Origin of the sequence: Bariatricus sp. HCP28S3_D3 (assembly GCF_052065755.1) — a bacterium.
Taxonomy (GTDB): domain Bacteria; phylum Bacillota; class Clostridia; order Lachnospirales; family Lachnospiraceae; genus Allocoprococcus.
Genome location: NZ_JBQHTK010000016.1, coordinates 17,428 through 39,435, shown reverse-complemented (window position 1 = coordinate 39,435; position 22,008 = coordinate 17,428). Strand labels below are relative to the sequence as shown.

General features: G+C 43.5%; 18 protein-coding genes. 8 read left to right on the top strand and 10 right to left on the bottom strand.

Annotated elements, in window-relative coordinates; all coding sequences use genetic code 11:
• The first annotated feature begins 57 nt into the window (after nt 1–57).
• The 5 genes from ACTNB3_RS10865 to ACTNB3_RS10845 all read left to right on the top strand — a co-directional run bounded on the left by ACTNB3_RS10865 (nt 58) and on the right by ACTNB3_RS10845 (nt 4,942).
• On the top strand, nt 58–1,377 hold the full coding sequence (locus tag ACTNB3_RS10865) for an AfsR/SARP family transcriptional regulator (protein ID WP_441025582.1): 1,320 nt from the start codon (nt 58–60) through the stop codon (nt 1,375–1,377).
• Between the two features lie 115 nt (nt 1,378–1,492).
• Nucleotides 1,493–2,092 carry a hypothetical protein gene (locus ACTNB3_RS10860; protein WP_441025579.1) on the top strand — a complete coding sequence of 200 codons (600 nt, stop codon included), beginning with the start codon at nt 1,493–1,495 and terminating at the stop codon, nt 2,090–2,092.
• Between the two features lie 249 nt (nt 2,093–2,341).
• The gene (locus ACTNB3_RS10855; protein ID WP_441025576.1) at nt 2,342–3,220 is read left to right on the top strand and encodes a sigma-70 family RNA polymerase sigma factor; all 879 of its coding nucleotides are present in this window, start codon (nt 2,342–2,344) and stop codon (nt 3,218–3,220) included.
• A gap of 131 nt (nt 3,221–3,351) precedes the next feature.
• Nucleotides 3,352–4,251, top strand: coding sequence for an alpha/beta hydrolase (locus tag ACTNB3_RS10850; protein WP_441025573.1), 900 nt, complete (start codon nt 3,352–3,354; stop codon nt 4,249–4,251).
• 94 nt (nt 4,252–4,345) lie between these two features.
• Nucleotides 4,346–4,942, top strand: coding sequence for a hypothetical protein (locus ACTNB3_RS10845; RefSeq protein ID WP_441025570.1), 597 nt, complete (start codon nt 4,346–4,348; stop codon nt 4,940–4,942).
• Between the two features lie 158 nt (nt 4,943–5,100).
• Here the strand turns inward: ACTNB3_RS10845 and ACTNB3_RS10840 are convergent, their stop codons facing one another.
• On the bottom strand, nt 5,101–5,244 hold the full coding sequence (locus tag ACTNB3_RS10840) for a hypothetical protein (RefSeq protein WP_441025568.1): 144 nt from the start codon (nt 5,242–5,244) through the stop codon (nt 5,101–5,103).
• Nucleotides 5,245–5,484: 240 nt separating this feature from the next.
• Here ACTNB3_RS10840 and ACTNB3_RS10835 point away from each other — a divergent pair, with 240 nt between their 5' ends.
• A complete protein-coding gene (locus ACTNB3_RS10835) occupies nt 5,485–7,080 on the top strand; it encodes an AAA family ATPase (protein WP_441025565.1) in 1,596 nt (531 codons plus the stop codon).
• A gap of 725 nt (nt 7,081–7,805) precedes the next feature.
• Here ACTNB3_RS10835 and ACTNB3_RS10830 read toward each other — a convergent pair.
• The 7 genes from ACTNB3_RS10830 to ilvD all read right to left on the bottom strand — a co-directional run bounded on the left by ACTNB3_RS10830 (nt 7,806) and on the right by ilvD (nt 17,178).
• Nucleotides 7,806–8,774: an EpsG family protein gene (locus tag ACTNB3_RS10830; RefSeq protein ID WP_441025562.1), complete on the bottom strand. Its 969-nt coding sequence runs from the start codon at nt 8,772–8,774 to the stop codon at nt 7,806–7,808.
• A gap of 133 nt (nt 8,775–8,907) precedes the next feature.
• Entirely contained in the window at nt 8,908–10,692 is a 1,785-nt protein-coding gene (locus ACTNB3_RS10825; RefSeq protein ID WP_441025559.1) for a sugar transferase, read from the bottom strand.
• A gap of 31 nt (nt 10,693–10,723) precedes the next feature.
• Nucleotides 10,724–12,553 carry a polysaccharide biosynthesis protein gene (locus ACTNB3_RS10820; protein ID WP_441025556.1) on the bottom strand — a complete coding sequence of 610 codons (1,830 nt, stop codon included), beginning with the start codon at nt 12,551–12,553 and terminating at the stop codon, nt 10,724–10,726.
• Between the two features lie 219 nt (nt 12,554–12,772).
• Nucleotides 12,773–12,973 (bottom strand): helix-turn-helix domain-containing protein, encoded by a 201-nt coding sequence (locus tag ACTNB3_RS10815; RefSeq protein ID WP_427820075.1) that lies wholly within the window; start codon nt 12,971–12,973, stop codon nt 12,773–12,775.
• A gap of 399 nt (nt 12,974–13,372) precedes the next feature.
• On the bottom strand, nt 13,373–14,212 hold the full coding sequence (locus ACTNB3_RS10810; RefSeq protein ID WP_441025552.1) for a tyrosine-type recombinase/integrase: 840 nt from the start codon (nt 14,210–14,212) through the stop codon (nt 13,373–13,375).
• Between the two features lie 288 nt (nt 14,213–14,500).
• Nucleotides 14,501–15,487: an ornithine cyclodeaminase family protein gene (locus ACTNB3_RS10805; RefSeq protein ID WP_441017255.1), complete on the bottom strand. Its 987-nt coding sequence runs from the start codon at nt 15,485–15,487 to the stop codon at nt 14,501–14,503.
• A gap of 23 nt (nt 15,488–15,510) precedes the next feature.
• On the bottom strand, nt 15,511–17,178 hold the full coding sequence (gene ilvD / locus ACTNB3_RS10800) for a dihydroxy-acid dehydratase (RefSeq protein ID WP_427805929.1): 1,668 nt from the start codon (nt 17,176–17,178) through the stop codon (nt 15,511–15,513).
• Between the two features lie 171 nt (nt 17,179–17,349).
• Here ilvD and ACTNB3_RS10795 point away from each other — a divergent pair, with 171 nt between their 5' ends.
• Nucleotides 17,350–18,213, top strand: a complete 864-nt coding sequence (locus tag ACTNB3_RS10795; RefSeq protein ID WP_427805930.1) for a LysR family transcriptional regulator — start codon at nt 17,350–17,352, stop codon at nt 18,211–18,213.
• Nucleotides 18,214–18,290: 77 nt separating this feature from the next.
• On the opposite strand, the gene ACTNB3_RS10790 is transcribed toward ACTNB3_RS10795, so the two are convergent.
• Nucleotides 18,291–19,343: a PTS transporter subunit IIC gene (locus ACTNB3_RS10790; protein ID WP_441025651.1), complete on the bottom strand. Its 1,053-nt coding sequence runs from the start codon at nt 19,341–19,343 to the stop codon at nt 18,291–18,293.
• 171 nt (nt 19,344–19,514) lie between these two features.
• Here ACTNB3_RS10790 and ACTNB3_RS10785 point away from each other — a divergent pair, with 171 nt between their 5' ends.
• Nucleotides 19,515–21,251, top strand: coding sequence for a DUF885 domain-containing protein (locus ACTNB3_RS10785; protein WP_441025549.1), 1,737 nt, complete (start codon nt 19,515–19,517; stop codon nt 21,249–21,251).
• Between the two features lie 179 nt (nt 21,252–21,430).
• Here ACTNB3_RS10785 and ACTNB3_RS10780 read toward each other — a convergent pair whose 3' ends face one another.
• Nucleotides 21,431–21,955 (bottom strand): spore maturation protein, encoded by a 525-nt coding sequence (locus ACTNB3_RS10780; RefSeq protein WP_441025546.1) that lies wholly within the window; start codon nt 21,953–21,955, stop codon nt 21,431–21,433.
• Nucleotides 21,956–22,008: the final 53 nt, after the last annotated feature.

Sequence of the window (22,008 nt, the reverse complement as noted above, 5' to 3'; positions counted from 1 at the left end):
TTCTGAGATTTTCTGCCGCCTTTTTAGAATACAGTAAGAAGGAGAGATACTATACTAATGCTCACTACACCACAAGAGAAGCAAAATCATCCCCAATATCAGGAATATGTAGAACAGTTTGAGGCAACCCTGACCGGATTAGAAGCCGGCCTGCGAGGCAGCGGTAATCCAGTAGTGATTGTAGATAAATGTCTGGAAATCGCTCTGGCCTTTTATGATTGTGACAGTGCTGCTCTGGTAGAAACAAATTTTGAACTTGGCTATGGAGTCTGTGTAAATGAACATTGCAGAAACAATATTCGCAGCTATGAGGGTCGCGTAATCAATATCACCCCTGAAGAAACACCTTATCTCTATGGTAAAATTATTCACAATGATGTTTTTGATGTCCGTGAACCTGAAGATTCTTCAATGCTTTCACTTTATGAAAATGGACTGATGCATAAAATGGGAATTCAGGTTCTTGCTGTCGCTCCCTATTATAAACGTACCAGCGGTTATATTTATATCCGAAATCCAAGAAGATATATCGGTTTATACGGTATGCTGCAGGCACTTTCTTATGTCTGCGCAGCGGAACGAAACGAATTCCAGTTGATGAATCGTCTGAATATCACAAGTCAGAAAGAATGCCGGACTGACCGTGATGTAATTATCAAGGTATTTGGGGGGCTTTCCATTACAACCCGTTTTGGTACCTTGACAGAAAGTGAGATTACTTCTCCTCTGGCAGTCCGTTTGATCACCTATCTGCTGATCTACCGTACCCGAAAAGTATCTCAACGGGAATTGACAGATGCACTATGGCCAAATGCAGAAATAGATTCTCCGTCAAAACAGGTTAAAAATGTTGTACACCGTGCCCGTAATATATTAAGCCCGATTTTCCCTGATAATCTTGTTATTTCAGATAAAGTCGGAAACTATTACTTGAATCCGAACATTAATCTTGTGACGGATGCCGATTTATTTGACAGTTTATGCCGAAACGGAATGCTGCCATCCGCCACACGTAAAGAAAAGATTCATTATTTGCGTCAGGCAGCAAACCTGTACGAACATGAATTTCTCCCCAATTACGTAGGAGATTCCTGGCTGGATAATATGCGAGCCTACTATCACCTGTCTTACATAAAAGCAATCCTGGAACTGCTTCCACTGCTCTATCAGGAACAGGCATATTCAGAAATGTACAGTGTTTCCAGCGCTGCGCTGAATATGGAATCCGGCAATGGAGACATCCATTTCTGGCATATCCGGTCTATGATATGTTTAGGCGGCTTTGATATTGCACAAAAGCATTATTTACAGTACGGTCAATACCTTACCGAAGAGCAAAAAGAGCTATTAAACAGCCTTTTCAATGACCCTCGTTAAACCGAAATTAAACCGAAAAAAAACTCATATTAAACCACCTATGAGTCATTCATTAAACCAGAGCCTGTTATAATGGTAGGCGCCAACATTATCAAGAACTCTGGAGGAAGAATGAATGAGAACAGAATCAAGAACGATGAAATTTATAAAGGTACAATGCCATATTCTGGGTTTTAACCTGAAATCCTTATATGAGCAGGCAAAGACCTTACTGCTTTTCTATCATCAAGTAATCTGGGCAATAAAAAACAGAGCAATAGATCTGCGGAAAGAAATTACCGGTACATACGGAATGGAACTGAATACAGCTCTGCTCTATCTTTCCGATCTGGCGCCTACCGCAACTTGCTCCTGTTTTGAAATCCAGGTAAATCATCTCTTTGAAAGTAAATGGCTGATTGAATTAGCCGATATTGCTCTTAGCCTTGTCAATGAGTATCCAATATTCGGAGATGAATACACCCGCCTTCTCCAACTTCGTTTTATGGATGCAACTCCCCGTACAGATAATCAGGTAGCTGAAATATTAACATTAGAGCGAAGTACTTATTATGAGCGAAAAAAAGAAGCAATCCTTCTTTTCGGCATTTCGCTCTGGGGATATGTTCTTCCCACAGCACTCATCACTTATGAACGTGTATCAACTCTGGGAATAAAAGAAGAAAAGTTTTTCGATATGGTTTCCGGTAATCTGTCCCAACAACTCCGTATCTGACACCCCGACCATTTCCCCAATCATATCCCCGACTTTTTCCTGGAAATCCCCGACTAAGTCCCTACTGACTTCCGATTGTCAATAGTTTAGACTATATATACTGGCAAAAATATCATTTTTTAAACCTTGTCCTATTCACAGGACAGGGTTTTTTTATTGCTGTTTTTCCAAAAATAAATACTGCCTACGGCCTGGAGAACTTTTTGTTCTCCGGGTTTTTTTTGTGCAGTCAATCAGGAGGAAGTTTATATGGAGAACACAACAACTATCTCTCTTCTCATTGAAGGAATGCGGTACAGCATTGATCAGGATACGATCATTCAACTGCAGAATGGCACGATTCCCCTGTCTTTACAGGAAGAAATTATTAAAAGGCAGGGGAAAGACACTTGTTTTGATTTTTGCCGCCAGCGACGGCTGATAAAGCGGATCTGCGACCAGATTCAGGAAGGGAAACAACCATCTGACATTCTTTCCCTGATAAAAAGCGGATCCGTATCCTCTGAAATACTTTTTCAGATTTATCATCACAAGCTGATCGGGAAAACAGAAAAACTTTACAGCAAAAATCTAATCTCTGAAGACGTACTGACTACAGTAAAAAAACACCTGATTACTCCGGAAGTTCTGCCACAGCTTGACAAAGCCATCCTGATTGAAACAGCTCAATACCTTTATAAGAAAAATGAAATTTCCAGAGAACTCTTAAACGGCACTGTGAATGGAAGCGTTCAGCCAAAATTTATCCGTACTATCCGTCGTTATTACAGACAGCTTCAGAATTCTATTGAAATTGAACAAAAACATACTTACTGCGCCTATTTAAATGACGATCAATATTTACCAACCGCAGTTTATGTTTCCTGTCCGGATTCACAGATTGATAAAAATCTGCTTGCAGAAACCACTCGCAAATATCTACGCAAAGCACTGGCACATCTTACTGCAGATGAACGCAGCCTGATTCGCCGCCTTTATATTGATCAGATTCATTTGCGGCCTCTGGCTGCAAGTATTGGTGTATCTGAAGGAACTATCCGTTATCGACGGGACAAAATTCTAAAAAAGCTGCGAAATATTTTGGAAAAAGACATGCATGTACATTCTGATTTCTTTTTCGAACAATAATGTCCATCGACAGAATTCAAACGCCGGAAAAAATATAGAGATTTTTTTACGCACTTCCCCTGGATATCGGTTGTAAGTAGAAGGCTGTGTTTTATCCAACTGCAGTTTCACTACTATTTAGGAGGTACCTTATGCACAATTTTATGAAATCAATGTTTCTGAAACAGAGAGAAGAATTTGATCAGGAAACAAAAGTGAGAAACGCAAAATTTCAAATTCCGGATGATATCAAACTGGTGGAAAATGTTCCTTATTTAAACGATAGATGCCCTGCGCATACAATGGATATCTACCGCCCCGCCAAACTTGTTCCCTCACGTCCGGTTATCATCAATGTGCATGGCGGCGGACTGATGGAAGGAAGCAAAGAATTCAATCGTCGATTCTGCGTCCAGCTCTGCCGCCAGAATTTCGTAATTTTCAGCGTCGAATATCGCCTGATCCCCGATGTGACTGTTTATGAACAGTTCAACGATATATCCAGGGCAATGGATGCTGTAAAATCTCTCATGACTCGTTACCAGGGTAATCCGAACCAGGTTTACATGGTTGGGGACAGTGCCGGAGCCTACTTAGCGGTTTATGCAGTTGCCATGCAGAATTCTCCGGAACTGGCAGTAGCCGCCCACGTTCATCCATCCACCCTGCAGATTCAGGCAATGGGATTGATCAGCGGCATGTTCTACACCCGGAAGCTGGATAAAATCGGACTATTTCTTCCCAGCTTTCTTTACGGCTCCAGATATCGTAAAACTTCATTTGCACCGTATACCAATCCGGAACATCCGGCAATTACGAAAAATCTGCCGCCCTGCTATCTGGTTACCAGCAAGAATGATATGCTCCAGCACTATACATTGAACTTTGCCAAAGCACTCAAAAAGCATAATTCCCCTTACCACCTGCAGGATTTTCCTGCCAATAAAGCACTGACACATGCCTTCAGTGTTTTTGAACCGGAAATGCCGGAAAGTATCAAAGTAATCCACGACATGTCAAATTTTCTGCGTCATTTTCCGGAGAAAATCTAAAATAATACCCTTGTACTTTACGCACTTTCCTTTTCAGACGATAGATAATAGAGGACAAGCATTGCTTTCCTCATAATCCAAGGAGGTATTCAACATGCCAAACACCAAAAGCCCCATCTTATTCCTGAGTGACGATGTAAAAGACTATGCACCTTGGTATTACATGAGATGCAGTAACGCCCTGGAATCTTTAAGCCACATAGCGGACCTCATCAATCACCCTGATCGTGATAACCTGTCTTCCTCCATGTGGAAGGAATTACTGCTTTTCAATCTCCATAATGCGGTCTGGAATCTCATGGCAATGTATTCCCGGACTCAGGGACTTTCTCTCCCACTGAAAAAGTATGCCGATTACATCACAGACGAAGGATACCATGGCTATGTACAGGTATCCTGTGAAAGCGCCATTGAAAGTCAGAAAAAATATTCTGATGGCAAAGAATGCTTCAAATGCCTTGATCAGTTCCTGAACTCCATGAATAGCGGCAAAAAACCGGACTATTACTGTAAAAACCAGTTATCAGATCAGGTCACTGCAGCAATCATCGTACTGATCCAGGCAATTGCCTTCCACAATAAAACCGCCAGTGATACCTCCAATCCTTCCACTTCAGCCAAAGAATCATCGGAATCTGAGGAAACTGATGATTCGACAACTCCTACTTCTCATCCTCCCCATTCAAAATAAGCTCCTCCTTTTCTTTTTTTCATTTCCTTCATAAATGCAGCCGTCCTTCCCGATGCGGAAGGGCGGCTCTTTTTACATCCCTTTATAGAATTCTTTTTCAAAGTCCTGGGTGCACTGCTTACGGCAAGTATCAATGATATAACCGTAACGCTCCGTGATCATCTCCGCCTGAGCATGACCGGAAGTCCCTGTTGCAGTAACTGCTTTTCCAGCAAACAGAGCAATGTTTCCTCCGAGAGCGGTCTGCCGTTAGAATATCGAAGAATCAAATCCAGCTGATTTTGCTTGACCGGTTTCAACATCTCTTTCCACTCCTGTAAAACTTCTAACACATAATCAGGCAGATAAATAAATCAAACGACAGTTTATATTTATTCCAAATAGTAATTTTTATTGTTTCGATATGCGTCGAATGCTGGTTGATAATATTCCAACGAAGATGTATACTCTAATTAGTAGAAGTTTTTACACTTGGAACTAAAAAGTGCTCATCAATTTGAGAAATAATAATTTGATTTTAAAACCACAACAGGAGTGAGAATATGAGAATTAAAAAGATAAGATTACAAAAATTTAAGCGGTTTACCGATCTGACCATAGAAAACATACCGTCTACAGCCAAACTTGTTGTTTTAGTAGGTCCTAATGGCTGTGGAAAAAGCTCCTTATTTGATTCGTTTAAAACGTGGCATTTGAATAAGGGATATAATAATGCTGCTAATGATGATTATTGTAAAAAAGACACCACAGATCGGAGACGTAGCTATCAATTGGTCAGCATTGACTTCCATAGTGACATATCGAACTTATCACGGGAACAATTTCGTCAGTTTTTCTATTTTAGAACAGCATACAGAAACTCACCCAATATATCAGTAACTACTTTGCAAAAATTAAATTCTCCATTAGAAACAGTAGACAACGGTATGATGATTCAGAATGACTCTACTGTTAATGATAACTATCAACGACTCATCTCAGAAACCATTTCGCAATTATACGACGAGAAAAACGACACAAAAACTGTCAAGGCACTTAGAGATGCGATGCTTAATAAAATCAGAGAACCACTCAAACGGCTTTTTCCTGATTTAATATTAACAGAAATTGGTTTGGTTACGGATAAAGCTGAGTTTTATTTTTCTAAAGGAACAACGACCAAATATGGCTACGAAAAACTATCTGGTGGAGAAAAAGCTGCCTTTGATTTGCTTTTAGATATGGTTGTTAAAAGTGAATTCTATAAAGATACCATTTTCTGTATCGATGAACCCGAAACACACATTCATACCAGTTTACAAGCACGCCTTCTTACTGAACTTTTTCAGCTTGTTCCAAATGAGTCTCAGTTATGGATTGCTACCCATTCTTTTGGTATGTTAAAAGAAGCCAGAAAACTTTTAGAACAGCATCCCGGAGAAGTTGTTTTCTTAAATTTCGACGGATATGATTTCGATGAAAATGTTACGTTAGAGCCAAGTAGCTGTGACACATCTCTCTGGAATAAAATGGTCGAAATTACACTGGACGATTACGCACCTTTTCTTTCTCCTGAGACAATTGTTTTCTGTGAAGGAACCACGCGGGGTAGAAAAAGAAAAGATTTTGACGCTCGCTGCTACTCTACCATTTTCAAGAGTACACATCCAAACACCATTTTTTATTCACTCGGAAGTTGCAACGATATTGAAAACAAACAATCTGTTATTGATTTCATAACCAGTGTTTCTCCTTCTTCGACCATAGTTCGTCTTGTGGATCGAGATGATAGAAGTCCTGAGGAAATTGCAGACCTACAAGCCAGTGGAGTTAAAGTAATTTCCCGTCGACACATTGAATCTTATATCTTGGATGATTCCGTTTTAAAGAAATGGTGTCAAGCTGCTAATTCACCTGATAAGGCGAATGATTTGTTAGCCATCAAAACGCAAAAGATTGCAGAAAGTGTTGCTCGTGGAAATGCCCCAGATGATATCAAGTCCGCAGGAAACGATATTTGCACATTAGGGAAAAAACTCCTTGGTATTACCGGTTGTGGTAATACTGGTGAAATGATCATGCGTGATACACTGGCAAAACTAATTACTCCAGATATGATTGTTTATCAAGAATTAGAAAACGATATTTTCGGAGACTAACTTGACTGATGAATGGCCGCTAAACTTAATAATCCCAAACACTGATGCCCGGGGAGCCTTTTGGCACTCCGGGCATCGTTTACATTAATGGCGGCGCTATACTTCACGCATTGAGATATCATGTTCGGCATCAATGCTTGTAATGTTGATGCACTTATTTTTCAACTATAATCTTATTTTACTCTGAGGAATAATCTTTACTTAGCTTCAACACATTTCTTTTACGCATCTCCCTCTAAAAACGATATAAAATCAGAAAGGCAAATTCTGCCCTCTACCTGCACCTTGACATCTTAATATCGGTATTCCAAAACAACCATCTACAAGGAGCCAGGATATTCTATCGCCATGACCGGGAAGGGAGGCGAAATTATACGCAGCGATATCATAGATGATCTAAGGAGGTACCGGCATTCCTCTGAGCCATAATCTGTAGATGATAATGATACTTCCGCAAAGCAAGAGCGGCGGGCTGGCACCCCGAGCCCGAAAGGGTTATGACACCTATTGCCATAGGGATTTGGAATATGCCCCAGATTCAGGGCGTGAGATAATATGAATAACCTCAATAATAAAGGTAGACCCCTATAGATATAATAGGGACAAAAAAGCGTCTGGGAGAAATTTGCAAAAATTCAGGCAACCCGGAAAAGCGCAAAAAAAAAGCACTCTTTCGAGTGTGAATAAATCTGCAATAATTTTTTTGTTCCTATCTTGACAATGGGCTACAGCGTCATAAAAATTGGAATTCTTCCGATGTAAATTCCAGAAGTGAATGCGGACAAAAAATATATCAAACAAGTACAACAAGCATAATTTACACACATATTTATAACTGGTGAATTTTCCGCATCCACATATCGTTTTCCAACAAGAGACAAAACAGCCGGAATAGAATAAAACAACACGCGAAGCATATTCGTTCCATCATCGTTTGTCCATATTTCATTTGTTATCAAATCACTATATTGTGTTTCTGCCAACATGGTATCAAGAATTGTAGTAAACTGATCCACAAACAAAATTACCACACAAACGCCAGCCATCATCAGAAGTGTTCGTTTGTTCCACGCTTTTCCTTGAACCACAAATAAAATAGGCAACATCAAAAGCGCAGATCCATGAATGGTAGCAGCTAACAAAATCAAACATATCGCGGGGATATATTTTTTTCTTAAAGTAAGTCCAAAGCTTAACAAGATAATACCTACAGCAATAAACTGACGCATACCATTAAACATCCAGGACAAATAATCTGTAGAAGCCACAAACATGAACATGCATAGCAGAAAATCTGTAGAATATTTTCTAAAAAAATATACAACACAAAAGATTTGGAATATTGCAATCAATAGGAAAAACAACTTATCGCTATTTCCGATAATTGATTTAATTATAATTATCAAAACAGAAAAGCCACGATCTTTCGTATGTTCTGCTAAATACACTGGGATCTGTGAAATAACTGCCGGGGCATTTAGAAATGTCGTTCTATACACTTCGGTGTCTCCGAAGTTCGATCTGTTCATACACCATACAGCATACGGACATGCCAGCAAGATTGCTGCCCCCCAGCTCCATCTATTCTCCGTCTTCCCCAACACTCGCTCCGGCCTTTTCGGCACCGCAATTGTCAAAATCCCCCCGGCGACAAAAAGCCATATCAGCAGCCACCAATAATTCGTTAATGTCATATCTGTGTCCCTTTCTTCCCCCGCATCCCCACCACCCCCGATGCCCAATTCATCCCAAAAACCAGCATACGCGAAAACGATATGAATTCTCTCCCTTCATATCGCCTTCGACTTTCTCTATCTATCCAACTCACTATCCCCGTCTCTCAATCTCTTCTATCGTCCGTCTCACAACTTCCCCTTTATCAAATTCCCTTTCCATCTTCCGACGTCCCGCCACTCCCATAGCTTCTCTTTCTTCCACTGGCAATTCCAACACTTTCTTCATCACCCTATACAGACTTTCAGCATTCTTCGCTTTACACAAATACCCAGTCTTCCCATCCTCCACTGCTTCCCTGCATCCGGGAATATCGGATGTAATAACCGGTCTTCCGATTGCCGCCGCTTCCAGATTCACATTGCTCATCCCTTCGTGATAGCTTGGCATTACGATACAGTCAGCCGCCGTATAAAAAGGTCTTGGATCCTTCTGGAATCCATGAAATATAACAACACCTTTTTTCTGCAGCGTTTCCACCTTTTCTTTATATTCATCTTCAAAAAAACCAACCAGATCCAGTGCAAATGATTCTTGCTCCTCATGAAGCCTTTCTGCCGCTTTGAAAAGTTCATCCATCCCTTTCTCTCTCATAATTCTTCCAAGATACAGGAAATGAACTTTATCATTCTTCGGATACGGCTGCAGGGAATAATAGTCCAGATTAATGCCAGCTCCGTGAAGTACAACTTCTTTGTCTTTTTCGATAATCTGTCTTTTACAGAATTCTTCTGCATTTGCCTCATTTTCGAAAAAGACTGCTTTGACTTTTCGGAACGCCGCTTTATACAGCATCGAAACAAATCTTGCCAACCTTGGATTCTGAAATGCGGTTCCCATCCCCTGCACATTGGCGAAGAACGGTATTTTCAGCACTCCACACACGAACCCGGCATAAATGTTTGGTTTAATCGAATAGGTAAGAACGATATCCGGTTTTTCATCCCTGATCACCTTAAAGTAGCTTTTGATAAGAGACATATCTTTTACCGGATTCATCCCCCGGCGCTCCACATTGGTCTGAATGCATTTCACACCCATGGCTTTGAAATCTTCTTCGTGTCCCACGAAAGGCATGCTGATGATGACATGGTATTTTTTCATCAATTCAGCAATCAGCTCTCTCCGGAACTGCCAGAGCATATAAGAATGATTCGTCACAATTAATGCGGTCTTCTTTTCAGTCCTCTCTTCAGCGGTCTTCTCTTCTCCCTTCCCACGAATTGCCCCTGTACCACCTTCTACAACCCCATCGCTCTTAACCACGGAGACAATCGTTCCAAGAAAGGCTTTTATATCAATTACAAATCCTAAATGTCTCAAATAATACCCATCTAACTTAGCTTTCTCTCTGATTTCCAGTTCATCCCGCCCGTGGATCTGTGCCCAGCCGGTGAGGCCCGGCTTAATCTGGTGAACACCATATCTGTCCCGCTCTTCAATCAGATCAAACTGATTCCAAAGTGCCGGGCGCGGTCCGACGACAGCCATATCGCCTTTGGCGATATTCCAAAGTTGCGGCAATTCATCGAGTGAAGTTTTCCGAAGCATTTTCCCGACTTTGGTTATGTACTGTTCCGGATTCGCGAGCAGATGGGTTGGAGTGTCGTGCGGCGTATCCAGTTTCATACTGCGGAATTTATATAGCTGAAAATGCTTTTTATGAATGCCCACCCTTTTCTGTGAGAAAAAGACTGGTGCATTCCATCCATCTTCTGATTTACACATAACGATTATGATCAGAAACAGTGGTGATAATATACAAAGTCCTATGATAGCTAGTACTCTGTCCAATATATCCTTCACCTTCATGTAACGTTTCTGATATTCCGTAAGCTTATGATACGGATTCTTCTGATGTCTTTCTTCCGTTTTCATAGCCACCCTCATCCCCTAAATACGTATCTCTCTATTCTTCTACAATTCCCTGCGGAGCATATTCCGGTACCAATTCTTTGATATAAGAGCGCATGTCCTGCGTCTCGTCGTATGCTTCTTCGATCAGTTTCTGGACGGTCTCCTGTATTTTTGCAGAATCGACACCCGTCTGCTGGGCAACGAAAATGCGGTCTTTATCCGTCTTTTTCAGATTGTCCTCATCAATCAGAAGTTCCTCATACAGTTTTTCGCCCGGGCGCAGTCCTGTAAATTTAATCTGAATGTCGACATCCGGTTCATATCCGGATAAACGAATCATTTTTTCAGCCAGTTCTACGATTTTAACGGGTTCCCCCATATCCAGGATGAAGATTTCTCCTCCTTTGGCGAGGGCGCCGCATTGCAGGACAAGGTTCACGGCCTCCGGGATCGTCATAAAATACCGAATCACTTCCGGATGAGTCACCGTCACCGGACCTCCCTCTTCGATCTGCTTTCGGAACAATGGGACAACGCTTCCGTTGCTTCCCAGTACATTTCCAAAACGCACGACTGTATATTCTGTCTGCGAATTCTGTGCAAAGCTCTGCACAATCAACTCGCATACTCTTTTTGACGCTCCCATAATGTTTGTCGGGCGCACTGCTTTATCGGTAGAGATCAGAACCATCTTCTTCGCCCGATACGCATCTGCAGCGCGGGCCACGATCCAGGTCCCGGATACATTATTTTTAATCGCCTCATTCGGGCTGTCTTCCATAAGAGGCACATGTTTGTGTGCTGCAGCGTGGAAAACCAGTTCCGGACGATACTGTTCAAAGATGGAATCGATCCGTTTTCTATTTCTCACAGACCCGATCAGAACCTTCAGGTTCATATCCGGATATTTTGCAAGGAGTTCATTCTGTACGTCGTAGGCATTGTTTTCATAGATATCCAGGATAATCAGAAGTCCTGGATTATGCAGTGCCACCTGTCGGCAGATTTCGCTTCCGATAGATCCTCCGCCCCCTGTGACCAGCACGGTCTTGCCCTGGACATATTCCATGATTTCATCCATCTCGAGATTGACCGGCTCTCTTCCAAGCAAGTCCTCAATCTGAACCTCGCGGAGCATGGATACACTGACTTCATCGTTGACCAGCTGATAGATTCCCGGGAGAATCATGATTTTACAGGATGTATTCTGGCAGATATCCAGCAGTTCTTTCTGCCCTTCTCTGGATATCGTCGGAATCGCAATGACAATCTCTTCGATTCCGTATTTTTCAGCATAATAGGGAATCATTTCTTTCTTTCCGACGATCGGTATTCCCTGAAGATACGTTCCCAGTTTGGCCGGATCATCGTCGATAATACAGGGAATCTTCCGATTCAGATGCTTGCTGTTGTTCATCTCGCGAACAATCATATAACCGGCGGATCCGGCACCTACGATCATCGTCTGAATGGGCGCAGCTTCTCTTTCTTTTCTGTACTTGTGCATGGCAATCCGCAGAAACCGATAGGAGAATCTGCTTATGATCGTCAAAAGCGCAAGCAACAGCAGGTAAAGGAACGGATAACTTCTCGGCACCTCGCACCCCATAAGTTTCATCCCGGCGGTCTGCACCACCGATGATAAGCACACGGCGATAATGACATTTTTCAGTTCTTCTATACTTGCGAAGCGCCACAAACTGCTGTATAATCTCAAAATTGAATAAATCAATACTGTACAGGTAATATTAATGAGCATATAATCATGCACAGATTCCAAAAAAATACTGTCAATCTTACTAAACTGGAAATCACACCGAATCCAAAGCGCTCCCCCCATGCTGATAATAATGATTGCTATATCCATAAATAGAAGCGCCATACTCCTCAAAAACATCTCTCTGTTTTTAACAATCTTTTTTCTAAAGTCTCTCATTATTTACTTTTCACTTTGTCTTCTCATGCATCCTATTATTCCGTCCACAAAGCTACGCTTCCTCCTGGTATTTATGAAATAACTAGTTGCTTATAAATCAATTGGCTATACCAAAACGCATTGTCTCCGGTACTCCTCCACCTGAAACAATGCGTTTTGAAATTCTTATTTTTGCTCTCTTCCGACTAATTCATCCAGACTGATGTGATACAAATCCGCAAGCATGATCAGCACTTTTATAGATGGCTCCCGCAAGCCCCTCTCATAGTTGGAAAATGCCTGACGGCTTACACCTGCATATTCTGCGACTTCTGCCTGTGTGAAACCATGCCTTTTTCGAAATGTCTTTAATAACTTATAGTTCAAAATCCGTACCTCCTTATACTTGAAAATCCACGCTGAAATGGAATCAAAATATTCTATAAATATATAATTTATGACATAATTCACATTATGTCAGTACAATAGATTTAATCCACATAAGTATCTAAAATTTATCAACGAAAGTATAGCATAAAACAGTCGAAAAATCAAGCAATGCGCTCGAAAAAATGCGATTCCTGTAGGGAGAGGCAGCAAGAATTCTGTCGAAATCCGTCGAAGCGCAAAGGAAGATGATCCCCAGTCAAGATTTCTGTAAAATCAAAAAGGAGGATATTTCTTCGTGTACTCAAAAATCCGAAAAAATACCCCTAATATACCTGAAACATATTCATTTTTTTATCAGTTAAATAACATAATGTGAATTATGTCAGTTTTTTATATTCACACGACAAGGCCAAGCTGTTCGATCTTTTTTCGATGCTCTGCCCCTGTACTCATGATATAAATCCGGGTCGTGTCGATGCTGCTGTGTCCCAGAATATCGGCCAATTTGGCGATATCCTTTTCGATACCGTAGAATGTCCTTGCAAAAAGCTTCCTCAGGTTATGCGGAAATACCTTTCCGGGACTCACGTTCGCCTCCTTACAAAGTCCTTTCATCTGTTCCCAGATATAACTCCGGTTTAACGGTGTTTTCTTTTGACTCAGGAAAATGGTTCCGGATTGTATTTTCTGCTTCCGGGCATAATCAAGCAACCGTTTCCGCAGTTTCCCGGGAATCAGGATCGTTCTGGTCTTTCCTTTACAATTGACGATGACCTCTCCTTGTTTTACCGCCTCCACAGTAAAATGCTGCAGTTCTGAAACACGGATTCCGGTTCCGCATATTGTCTGCATGACCAACTGTAGCTGTGGTTTTTTCTTTGACGCTTCCAGAAGCCGGAAATATTCTGCCTTGGTCAATTCTTTTTCTTCGGCACAATACACTTGTTTCTGCATTTTAATATTTTTCACTTTGCATTCGGACCATCCCAGGAAGTCCAGCAGACTGCTCAAACTTGCCAGCATGGAATTGATCGAGCGAACTGCATATTCTTTCACCTGCAAATTCTGTTTATAGTCCATAACAAGTTCTTTTGTCACAATCTTGGAACCGATATACGTTGAAAAGGTCCGGACATCGCGAAGATATTTCTCGATTGTTGCCGTACTTTTTTCTTCCTGAACTAAATATTGATGAAAAGATTGTATGATTTCCTCCGTTATGATTCTTTCTCCCATTTTTACACCCTCCAATTAATTGATTTTGTTCCCCTCTGTCTTCATTGTAACGAATTTATTCATTTCTTTTGTAAAACAATGAAAAAAAGCGCCGTTTCAAGTATTTTATCTCTTGAAACGGCGCTTTACCATTGGTTGCTTATTTTTTATTCTTTACTTAACGCTTCCAGATGCTCAACATTCATTTCCGCTCCCATTACCCATAGAACATCTCCCTGCCGGATCACGGTTGTGGCATTTTATCAATGAGAACACAATTTCTGAAAGTTTTTTTGAATCTATTTTATTCTATTTCCACTCAGTTCCTACATTTGCTTCCACCGCTTTTTCATAGATCTTCTTGGCAGCCACCAGATCCTGAACCGCAACTCCTACGGTCTCGAAAACAATGATTTCCTCATCATTTTCTCTGCCTACGAGTTCCCCTTTCAGTACCATTCCAAGATCTCCTGTAAAGTCTTCTTCGGTGATGATTCCTTCTTCTAATGGAATCAGAATATCTCCGGATTCAGACAGCACCGCCTCTTTCGAATCGAAATAAATCTTGGATGCTCTCGGCAGGATTGCCGGATCCATCTCCTGCATGTGGTGCTGGTATGCTCCGACACAGCTAATGGTCGCTCCGGCTTTCACCTTTGTTCCGTCAAACACCGGTTTGGAAGATGGTGTCACGGTGATCAGAAGATCCGCGTCATCGATTGCTTCATCGGAAGAATGAACCGGAATAATCTTTGCTCCGTATGCCTTCAGTTCTTCCTGCATTCTTTCTGCAAATGCGGCAGTACGCTCATAATTCAGGTCATAAACCCGGACTTCCTCCAGTTTTCTTGCTTCCAGCATTGCTTCCAGCTGAGTCGCTGCCTGTCCTCCGGTCCCGATCAGTGCACCTATCCGGCAGTCTTTCTTCGCCAATACGTCGAATGCCGCGCCGGAAGCCGCACCTGTACGGATCTGGGTCACATAGGTTCCGTCAAGCACAGCCGTAACGATTCCGGTCTTTCCGTCAATCAGAAGAACCTGTGCCGGAGAGGACGGCTTTCCCTGGTCAATATTGTGCGGAAAAATGTTGACGATCTTCACCGCAGCGGTATCCATTTCTTCTACATAGGCCGGCATAAACAAAAAACATCCGTCATATTTCGGCGCCTGGATATTTGTTCTGAGCGGGGAATCGCATTTTCCCTCAACAACCAGACGGAACGCCTCCTTATCCGCCTCGATTGCATCCCTCATAGTAAATACTTTTTTAATATCTTCTCTTGATAATAACAGCATCTTTTCACTCTCCTAAAATTTTATTATTTGAATTTCGCGTCCAGTCCCCACGGCTGCATCGCTCCGCCTTCTTCTGCCGGGCGGCACATCTTTGCGTAAATGTTCAGGCATCCCTTCTCTTCCTTAAGCGGCGGGCATACCCAGTTTTCACGTCTTTTTGCCAGTTCCTCATCGGATACCAGAAGCGATACTTCACCGTTCGGAATATCAATCACAATCTCATCTCCATTTTCCACCAGTGCGATCGTACCTCCGTCATATGCTTCCGGTGAAACGTGTCCGATAATAGCACCGAAGTTAAATCCGGAGAATCTGGCGTCGGTAATCAGGCCTACACTCTTATGTAATCCAAGTCCGATCAGTGCGTCAATGCTCAGCATCAGTTCTTTCATTCCCGGTGCGCCTTTGCATCCTTCATAGCGGATTACAATGATATCGCCGGGCACGATCTGTCCACCCTGAATTGCTTCAAATGCGGAACGGTCATTTTCAAATACTTTTGCTTTGCCTTTCATGTACTTCACTTCGTCATAAACCGCTGTCGGACGTACGATCGCTCCGTTCGGGGAAAGATTTCCGCGAAGGATCTTAAGTCCCGGTTCATGGAACAGCGGACGGTCCAGAGAATGAATTACTTTATTTTCCTGTGCAGTTACTTTGGACAGCACTTCGCTCCATGGACATCCGTACATGCTCGGTGCGTCTGTATGCAGTTTGCTCTCCAGCATTTTCATGACATTCGGTACGCCTCCGGCATAGTGAAAATCTACTACCGTATACGGGCCGCTCGGTACGACTGCATTGATGCACGGGATTTCCTTGGCATAATGTTCAAAGTCTTCCAGTGTCAATTTGATTCCCAGTTCGTATGCATAAGACAGCAGATGCAGTACCGCATTGGTTGATCCGGCTACCGCCATGTCAAACATGATTGCATTTTCCAGAACTTCCTTCGTGATCAGATCGGAAGGTTTTCTTCCTGCTTTTGCCATCAGAACCGCATATTTTCCTGCTTCACGGGCTTTGCGAAGTTTTGCATTATCGGTTGCAGGGATCGTTGACGTTCCCGGAAGTACCAGATTCAATACTTCCCCCAGCATCTGCATCGTATTCGCTGTTCCCATGGACGGACATGCACCAAATGACGGGCAGACATTGTCTTCCATTTCCATCAGTTCACTCTCATCGGCGCCTGAGAAACGTGCTGCATCCAGATCCGCTTCTACGACTGTTTTGCCGCAATACTGTCCCGGCTGCATAGATCCCCCTGTCACCACCATGGCAGGGATATCCAGGCGCATTGCCGCCAGATAGCAGCCGGCAATAATATTATCACAGGATGCAACCATAACCAGCCCGTCAAAATTGTGGACACGGCTGACAAATTCTACCGACATGGCCACGATGTCGCGTCCTACCTGTTCGTATTTCAGTTCTTCCGCTCCATTTGCAATGTTTCCGCATGTTGCCGGAATTCCGAATTCAACCGGCACGCCTCCTGCTGCCCAGATTCCTTCTTTGACTGCTGCCGCGATCTGGCGCAGATGTGCGGATCCCGGTGATCCCTCCATATATGAATTCGGTACACCAATATGCGGTTTCTTGCGGATATCACTATCTGAATATCCGGCCGCTTTCATCATCACTCGTCTATGTGCCGCTTCTGCTCCATTCCAGAATTCTGTTCCCATAAATTTCTCCTCCTATTTAGTATGCATTTGAGGCAGTGACTGGGTGACTATGTACCCGTCCCCCTCTTGACAAAAAACATTCATCCATGTTTATAATAAAAGATAAAAAGCAATTCGAAAAGCAAATTATTTTAATAGGTAGTATCACTTTTTTTAATAGAAGGAGTTCGCATGAATAAATATGAAATCATTCTGGATGTCTGCGAGACACACAGTATTTCTAAAACGGCCGAAAAACTGAATTATACGCAGTCTGCCATCAGCCAGGCGATCCGAAGTTATGAGAAAGAGCTTGGTTTTCCCCTGTTCAAGCGTTCCAAATCCGGCATGGATCTTCTGCTTGGCACCGAGGAGATCATTGAATCACTTCGGATCATCTGCCGGGAAGAGCAGCAGATCAACCGGCTTGCGGCGAGACTGAACGGACTGGATACCGGATATATCCGGATCGGTACAATCCAGAGCATCGCCTATCACTGGCTCCCAGATATTCTGAAGGAATTCTCTTCCGTCTATCCGAATATCAACTTTGAACTTACGGTCGATGGTTTCAGCGGATTGAAAGAACGTCTCCACAGCGGCGAACTGGACTGTATCTTCGTCTCCCGCTATTCTGTCCCGGAAGCTTCCTTTATTCCGGTGGGAACGGATGAGCTGATGCTGGTCACCCCCGCCGGCCACCCGCTTGCATTTCAGGCCGAAGTATCTCTTGCCGATATCGATAATGAGAACTTTATTCTTTCCTCTGATGGTCTGGATTACGAGATGGGAAATATTTTCGCCATGAACAACATTACCCCTAAGATCCGCTACCGGCTGAACGAGGATTTTGCCACTTTGAAAATGGTGGAAGCAGGTTTCGGTATTACCGTACTTCCGCGTCTTTTGCTGACCAATGCGCCTTTTGACGTCTGTGTCCGCTCTTTTTCCAGCCACTATACGCGTGTTCTGGGTGTCGCTTATTCTGAAAATGCAGCCGCAGCCCCAGCAACGCTTCGGTTTCTTGATTTTGTCAAAAGCCACAGCAATTCATAACAAGTAAAAAAACGAGTAACCTCTTCGATCCGGTTTGGTTACTCGTTTTTCTTATATGTATTCGTCTAAATCTTCTTTTACAGATCCAGTTTCAGATCGTTTTCTCCGATCCAGCCTTTCTTGCGCATCGGAATCGCGATCAGCCATGACAGAAGTCCCGGCAGGATAAAGCAGATCAGGAGCAGGCCGATCCAGTCCATTACTGTGATCGCGGCTTTCGCTCCGTTTGCGATATCACTCACCCATCCGGTGTACACACCGATCTGTCCCACAAGGCCGCAGGTGCCCATTCCGGACGCAACTGCTGCTCCGTTCATCTGAAGGCGGAAGATACAGGTGGCAATCGGGCCTGTGATTGCTGAAGCCAGAATTGGCGGGAGCCAGATCTTCGGATTCTTAACGATATTTCCCATCTGAAGCATGGAAGTTCCGATTCCCTGGGCAAAGAGTCCGCCCCATTTATTTTCCTTGAAACTCATCACAGCAAATCCCACCATCTGGGCACAGCATCCGGCCACTGCCGCCCCTCCGGCAAGCCCTGTCAGAGAAAGAGCCGCACAGATTGCCGCACTGCTGATCGGAAGTGTCAGTGCAATTCCTACGATCACAGATACCAGAATTCCCATAAAGAATGGCTGCAGTTCTGTCGCCCACATGATTGCAGTTCCTACGGTGCTCGCCGCCTTGCCGATTGCAGGCGCACATCCGAGGCTGAGCAGAACGCCGACTCCGATCGTCACCATCGGTGTTACAATAATATCAATTTTGGTTTCTTTGGAAACCAGTTTTCCAAATTCAGCAGCGAAAATCGTCACGACCAGAACCGCAAGCGGTCCGCCTGCTCCTCCCAACTCGTTTGCCGCCATACCTACCGCCGCCAGTGAAAATAATACCAGCGGAGGACACTGCAGCGCATATCCGATGGATACCGCCATCGCAGCACCGGTTGCTCCCTTTGCATAAGCTCCCACCGTCACAAGGATCTCAATTCCGGTCTGTTCTCCAATCGTACTGATGATCGTACCGATCAGAAGAGACGCAAACAGCCCCTGGGCCATTGCACTGAGTGCATCGATCCCATATCTCTTTGCAGAGAAAATAATGTTCTTTTTCTTTAGAAACTCTTTCATAAACCCTCCATTTTCCATTGCCATCCGGCATGTCATCTCATCACTTGTCATCTGTCTTGTCACTTGTCGTTTCTATGAATATTATCCACATTTTTCGCATTTCGTCAATATCTTTTATTTCTTTTTTTCCCTATTTCTTCATATATTAATAAAAAATCTTATGGAGTCTCTATGTCCTATCACCTTCTTCACTCCCAGAAGAAACGAATTTCTCTCATTCTTCCCTTTTTCATAATTCTTACTATGCTGAACGGCTGCAGTCAGATCAGCTTTTCAACCAATGAAGATAAAGCATTTCGTAAATTCACCCACGATCTTTTTTGCCGTGAAGTTTCTTCCAACACGATCAGCCTTCACTACACCCTTCGCAACCCGGACGATTACGGTATTTCGGACTGCCCCGTTACATACGGGAGCTTTCCCAGCGATCCGGATGCTGCTCTGGCTTCGATTGAGAACTGCCAGGCATCGCTTCATCAGTTTCATCCCGCCTCTCTTTCTGAGGAGAATCGGCTGACATACGAAATTCTGGACTCTTATCTGGATACTTCCTCACAAATGGCGGAATATCTCCTTTACCAGGATCCTCTATCGCCAATCACCGGCATTCACGCCCAGCTTCCTGTCCTGCTCTCGGAATTTCAGTTTTACAGTGTCGAAGATGCCGAAACATATCTGGAACTTCTGGAAGATACCGATGACTATTTTGATTCTTTGATTGCATTTGAAAATGCCCGTATCGACGTCGGCATGTTTATGCCGGATTATCAGGTGGATTCTGTTACGAGCCAATGCATTTCCTTTGTAGAAATGGGAGAAGATAATTATCTGTACGAAACATTTGAAGAACGGCTGGATTCTCTGGAGCTTTCCGATGAGGAACGGAGCAGCCTTATTTCACAGAACGACGCAGCGCTTCAGAATGTGATTTTCCCTGCATATCTGGAACTTGCCGATTCTTTAAATGCATTAAAAGGAAACGGAACGAATGAGAAAGGGCTTTGCTATTTACCCGATGGGAAAACCTATTATGAGATCCTGGTCCGCAGTAAAACCGGCATCTCCGATTCCATCGAAGATCTGAAGAAAATGACTCAAAAACAGATCATAGAAGACCTGACTGCCATGGAAGAGGTTCTTTATTCCGATCAGCTTCTGTCGGTTCTGGATTCCATGGCGCCTTCTTCGATGTTAAATGACCTGAGGCAGAAGATCAACGGTGCGTTTCCAGAGATTCCGGACGTAGAGACCTCTGTCAAATATGTCCCGACCGCTCTGGAGGATTACTTAAGTCCTGCATTTTACATGATTCCTGCAATCGATAATATTTCCGAAAACGTGATTTACATCAATCAGGGGCAGACTTCCGGCGGACTTTCCCTCTACACCACACTGGCTCATGAGGGCTATCCCGGTCACCTGTATCAGACTGTATATTTTTCTTCACAGAACGCCGATCCGATCCGCAGTCTCCTCGATTTTGGCGGCTATGTAGAAGGCTGGGCAACCTACGCAGAAATGATGTCCTACTACATGGCACCGATTTCCAAACCGGAAGCCAGCCTGTACCAGAAGAATACTTCTGTTCTTCTTGGGCTCTATACACTTGCCGACATCGGAATCCATTACGACGGGTGGACGCTGATCGATACCGCTGTGTTTTTCAAAGACTATGGGATCACAGACCTCGCAGCGATCCAGAATCTCTATGAACTCATCGTCGGTGATCCGGCGAACTATTTGAAATATTATCTTGGTTATCTGGAATTTCTGAATCTGAAGAAAGAAATCGCGGGAACACAGGGCGACGATTTCTCGCAGAAAGAATTTCATAAGGCCGTACTGGATGTGGGGCCTGCACCGTTTGATATTGTGTATGAATCTGTCAGAAAGGCACTTTCAAATTGAACAAAGACAACTAAAAAAGGAGGATCCTCCGGCAGGCTAGTATAGCGTCCGATAAATAACTGGACCTGCACACTCGGAGAAGGAGGCAAGTGAGTGGTCCAGTTATTTTCGGGACGCTATACTAGTACCGGTTGCAGGATTCCTCCTTCAAAAAACTGTTTTCAGCAAGACATCGTTTCTCACATCATCCCGGCCAACACCACACTTGCCGCCAGCCCCGCAAACGTAGCCACGAGCGCCCCGGCAAATGTGTATCTGGTCTTCGTCACCTTCGCCGTCATGAAATACACGGACATGGTATAGAAAATCGTTTCTGTACATGACATCGAGATGGAAGCGATCAGACCCACTCTTGAATCCGTTCCATATTCCCGGAAAATATCCAGCAAAAGGCCGGTTGCCGCCGAAGAAGAGAACATTTTCACAACCGTAAGCGGCACCAGTTCTCCCGGAAATCCGACATACTGTGTCACTCGTCCCAGAAGTCCGGATATGTATTCCAGGAATCCGGACGCTCTGAGAATCCCGACCGCCACCATGAGCCCGATGAGCGTCGGCATGATCTTGATCACCGTGAGGAATCCGCTTCTGGCTCCCTTGATGAAGGTATCATAAACATCCACATTCATACTGATCCCATAGATCACAATCCCCAAAATCAGAAACGGTACAATAAAATCGCTCATATAGAGAAAAAACTGCATAAAAAACTCCGCTTGAATTCCTTATTACAAGTCTATTCAGCGGAGTTTTTCCC